Consider the following 4,345-nt stretch of genomic DNA (forward strand, 5'->3'; position numbering starts at 1 on the left):
ACAGATGTATTGACTGACACACCGCATTCGCGAGCAAGCCCGCTCCCACATTTAGACCTGGTTTGACCTGAGAGTATTGATGACATCGCTAACCCTAACCGACCTCAACTGGTCCCCAACCAGCCACTGCCATCACCAGTTCCACCTGCGTGACGCCAGCCTGCAGGTCGGTGCGGGGGAGTTTGTCGGCCTGATCGGCCCCAACGGCAGCGGCAAGACCAGCCTGTTGCGCTGCGCCTATCGCTTCACCCAGCCGGCGCGCGGCGACGTCATGTTCGACCACCAGAACGTGTGGAAGCAAAGCGCCAAATGGTGCGCGCAACGCATCGCCGTGGTGCTCCAGGAATTCCCCGATGCCTTCGGCCTGCGGGTGGATGAAGTGGTCGCCATGGGCCGCACGCCCCACAAGGGGTTGTTCGATGGTGACACGCTGCACGACCAGCAACTGGTGCAAGACGCCTTGCACTCCGTCGGCATGCACGGCTTCGAAGACCACGCTTTTGCCACCCTTTCCGGCGGGGAAAAACAACGGGTGATCCTCGCCCGCGCCCTGGCCCAGCAACCCCAATTGCTGATCCTCGACGAACCCACCAACCACCTCGACCCGCGCTATCAGCTTGAGCTGCTGCGGTTGGTCAAGCGCCTGAACATCGGCACCCTGGCGAGCATCCACGACCTGAACCTGGCCGCCGCGTTCTGTGACCGCCTGTATGTGATCCACCACGGACGCATCGTCGCCAGCGGCACGCCCCATGAAGTGCTGACCGCCGAACTGCTGCGCGAGGTGTTTGGCGTCGAAGCCTTGATCGACCGCCACCCCTTGTCCGACTACCCCCGAATCACCTGGATAACCCAACCATGACCCTGCGCTCCCTGCTGGCTATAGCCCTACTGTTCGGCGCCTCGGAAGCCTTCGCCGAAGCCACCCATTACCCGGTCACCGTGAAAAGCTGCAACCGCGACGTGACCTTCCAGGAAGCGCCCAAGCATGCGGTCAGCCACGACATCAACATGACCCAGATGATGCTCGCCCTCGGCCTCAAGCCGCGCATGGCCGGCTACAGCGGCGTGACAGGCTGGAAGTCGGTGACGCCGGACATGGCCAGCACCCTCGACGGCTTGCCGGAACTGGCGAGCAAGTACCCGTCGGTAGAAACCCTGCTCAACGCCAACGTGGATTTCTTCTTCGCCGGCTGGGACTACGGCATGCGCGTGGGCGGCGACCTCACGCCCGCCACGCTGCAACCCTTGGGCATCAACGTGTACGAGCTGACCGAATCCTGCGCCTTCGTCATGAAGCGCCCGGCCGCGACGCTGGACGACACCTATAACGACCTGCGCAACCTCGGCAGGATCTTCGACGTGCAAGACCGCGCCAACACCCTGATCGCGCAGATGCAGGCCCAGGTCGATGAGGTGCAAAAAGACCTGCCCGCCGATAAACCCCGCGTGTTCCTCTACGACAGCGGCGAAGACCGCGCCATGACCTCCGGCCGCCTGGGCATGCCCCAGGCGCTGATCGCGGCGGCCGGTGGGCGCAATATCCTCGACGATATCGAGGCCAGCTGGACCCGCGTCAACTGGGAAACCGTGGTAGAGCGCAACCCGCAGGTGATCGTGATCGTCGACTACAGCGAGATCACCGCCGCGCAGAAGCAGGCGTTCCTGCTGAACAACCCGGCGCTGCAAGCGGTGGACGCCATCAAGAACCAGCGTTTTATCGTGATCCCGTACGTGCAAGCCACGCCGGGCATCGATAACGTGCAGGCCGTCGAAACGCTGGCCAAGGGGTTCCACGGCGAATGACCAGCCGTCGCTACGCCCTGTTGCTCGTCGCCCTCGCTGCGCTGTTGCTCGCCTCTTGTGTGATCTCGCTGGGCTTTGGCCCGGCGCGGGTGCCGGTGGACGTAGTGTGGCGGATCGTGGTGTACAAGGCCTTGGGGATCGGCGAAGTGAACTGGCCGGCAGGGCAGGAACATATCGTCTGGCTGATCCGTGTGCCGCGCATGCTGCTCGGTGCGCTGGTCGGCGCCGGGCTGGCGTTGATCGGCGCGGTGTTGCAGGCGGTCACGCGCAACCCGCTGGCCGATCCGCACCTGCTCGGCGTCACGTCCGGTGCCACCCTGGGCGCCGTGATCGTGGTGCTGCACGTGGGGGAAATCGTCGGCCTGCTGACCTTGCCCATCGCCGCCTTTATCGGCGCCTTGGCAAGCATGCTGGTGGTGTTGGCGGTGGCCAGCCGCAACGGCCGCCTGGAGAGTGATCGCCTGCTGCTGTGCGGCGTGGCGGTGTCGTTTGTGATGATGGCGGCAGCCAATCTGTTGCTGTTCATGGGCGACCATCGCGCCGCGTCGGCGGTGATGTTCTGGATGCTCGGCGGCCTGGGCCTGGCGCGCTGGGAACTGCTGGCGATCCCCACCGCGACGGTGCTGCTGGGGCTGCTGGTACTGGTCGGCATGGCTCGCCCGCTCAACGCCCTGATGGCCGGCGAGCAGACCGCCGTGACCCTCGGCATCAACGCCCGCACGGTGCGCTTGAAGGTGTTCCTGGTGGCCTCGCTGATGACCGGTGTATTGGTCTCCATCAGCGGCTCCATCGGCTTTGTCGGCTTGATGATCCCGCACATCGCGCGGCGCCTGGTGGGCGCTGAGCATCGTCGTTTACTGCCGGTGTGTGCGCTGCTCGGCAGCCTGTTCCTGGTCTGGGTGGACGTGGCCGCACGCACGCTGATCGCCCCCGAAGACCTGCCCATCGGCGTGGCCACGGCGGCCATCGGCGGGCTGTTTTTTATCGGCCTGATGCGCAGGCGCTGAACGCGCCCCGTTGTAGCGCACAGCGGCGCACCTGCCGGCCCGCCTTGCCATTTCATGGTGCGCCAACCACCCGTCGCCCGGGGCGAAACGACCATTTCATGCCGTTTCCCGACTAGGCACAGCGCTTGCAATCACCTCCTCGACTTGCCCACTCCATAACAATGTTGAGCTCTCGGAGATTGCACCATGAAGCGTCGCAGCTTGATTAAGGCTTTCACTCTTTCGGCATCCATTGCCGCCATGGGCATGACCTGGACGATCCAGGCCGCCGAGACCATCAAGGTCGGCATCCTGCATTCGCTGTCCGGCACCATGGCCATCTCCGAAACGTCACTCAAAGACATGGCGCTGATGACCATCGACGAGATCAACGCCAAGGGCGGGGTGAACGGCAAGATGCTCGAACCGGTGGTCGTCGACCCGGCGTCGAACTGGCCGTTGTTCGCCGAAAAAGGCCGGCAGCTGCTGACCCAGGACAAGGTCGCCGTGGTGTTCGGCTGCTGGACCTCGGTGTCGCGCAAATCCGTGTTGCCGGTGTTTGAAGAACTCAACGGCCTGCTGTTCTACCCGGTGCAATACGAAGGCGAAGAGATGTCGCCGAACGTGTTCTACACCGGCGCAGCGCCGAACCAGCAAGCCATCCCGGCCGTGGAATACCTGATGAGCGAAGAAGGCGGCGCGGCCAAGCGCTTCTTCCTGTTGGGCACCGACTACGTGTACCCGCGCACCACCAACAAGATCCTGCGCTCGTTCCTGCACTCCAAAGGCGTGGCGGATAAAGATATCGAAGAGGTCTACACCCCGTTCGGCCATGCCGATTACCAGACCATCGTCGCCAACATCAAGAAATTCTCCGCCGGCGGCAAGACTGCGGTGATCTCCACCGTCAACGGCGACTCCAACGTGCCGTTCTACAAGGAACTGGCCAACCAGGGCCTGAAAGCCACCGACGTACCGGTGGTGGCGTTCTCCGTGGGTGAAGAAGAACTGCGCGGCATCGACACCAAGCCGCTGGTGGGCAACCTCGCGGCGTGGAACTACTTCCAGTCGGTGGAGAACCCGGTGAACAAGAAGTTCGTCGCCGACTGGAAAGCCTACGCGAAGAAACACAACCTGCCGGGCGCCGACAAAGCCGTGACCAACGACCCGATGGAAGCCACCTACGTGGGCATCCACATGTGGGCGCAGGCGGCGGAGAAAGCCAAGTCCACCGACGTCGACAAAGTGCGTGAAGCCCTGGGCGGGCAGACATTTGCCGCGCCGTCGGGCTTCACCCTGACCATGGACAAGACCAACCACCACCTGCACAAGCCGGTGATGATCGGCGAGATCCAGGCCGATGGGCAGTTCTCGGTGGTGTGGCAGACCCAGGAGCCGATCCGTGCACAGCCGTGGAGCCCGTACATTCCGGGCAATGACAAGAAGCCGGATTACGCCGTCAAGAGCAACTAAGCCCGACCCGGTCTAAAAAATGTGGGAGCGGGCTTGCTCGCGAATGCGGTGTGTCAGTCGATGCATCTGTCACTGATCCA

General features: G+C 63.5%; 4 protein-coding genes. All 4 read left to right on the forward strand.

Translation table 11 applies throughout. From position 1 onward, the window contains the following. Positions 1-79 precede the first annotated feature (79 nt). The 4 genes from NUV89_RS28040 to urtA all read left to right on the forward strand — a co-directional run bounded on the left by NUV89_RS28040 (position 80) and on the right by urtA (position 4,265). Entirely contained in the window at positions 80-862 is a 783-nt protein-coding gene (locus NUV89_RS28040; protein WP_257783876.1) for an ABC transporter ATP-binding protein, read from the forward strand. Continuing rightward, positions 859-1,806 carry an ABC transporter substrate-binding protein gene (locus NUV89_RS28045; RefSeq protein WP_257783877.1) on the forward strand — a complete coding sequence of 316 codons (948 nt, stop codon included), beginning with the start codon at positions 859-861 and terminating at the stop codon, positions 1,804-1,806. Before NUV89_RS28040 ends, NUV89_RS28045 begins: the two co-directional genes overlap by 4 nt. After that, positions 1,803-2,813, forward strand: coding sequence for an iron ABC transporter permease (locus NUV89_RS28050; protein ID WP_257783878.1), 1,011 nt, complete (start codon positions 1,803-1,805; stop codon positions 2,811-2,813). Before NUV89_RS28045 ends, NUV89_RS28050 begins: the two co-directional genes overlap by 4 nt. A gap of 186 nt (positions 2,814-2,999) precedes the next feature. After that, positions 3,000-4,265, forward strand: a complete 1,266-nt coding sequence (gene urtA, locus NUV89_RS28055; RefSeq protein ID WP_038842928.1) for an urea ABC transporter substrate-binding protein — start codon at positions 3,000-3,002, stop codon at positions 4,263-4,265. Positions 4,266-4,345 lie beyond the last annotated feature (80 nt).

The organism is Pseudomonas sp. 18.1.10, assembly GCF_024655625.1.
GTDB lineage: Bacteria > Pseudomonadota > Gammaproteobacteria > Pseudomonadales > Pseudomonadaceae > Aquipseudomonas.

Bases quoted from the DNA above. Each gene is read 5' to 3' on its own strand.
- NUV89_RS28040 (WP_257783876.1), top strand. From the start codon at position 80: ATGACATCGCTAACCCTAACCGACCTCAACTGGTCCCCAACCAGCCAC.
- NUV89_RS28045 (WP_257783877.1), top strand. From the start codon at position 859: ATGACCCTGCGCTCCCTGCTGGCTATAGCCCTACTGTTCGGCGCCTCG.
- NUV89_RS28050 (WP_257783878.1), top strand. From the start codon at position 1,803: ATGACCAGCCGTCGCTACGCCCTGTTGCTCGTCGCCCTCGCTGCGCTG.
- urtA (WP_038842928.1), top strand. From the start codon at position 3,000: ATGAAGCGTCGCAGCTTGATTAAGGCTTTCACTCTTTCGGCATCCATT.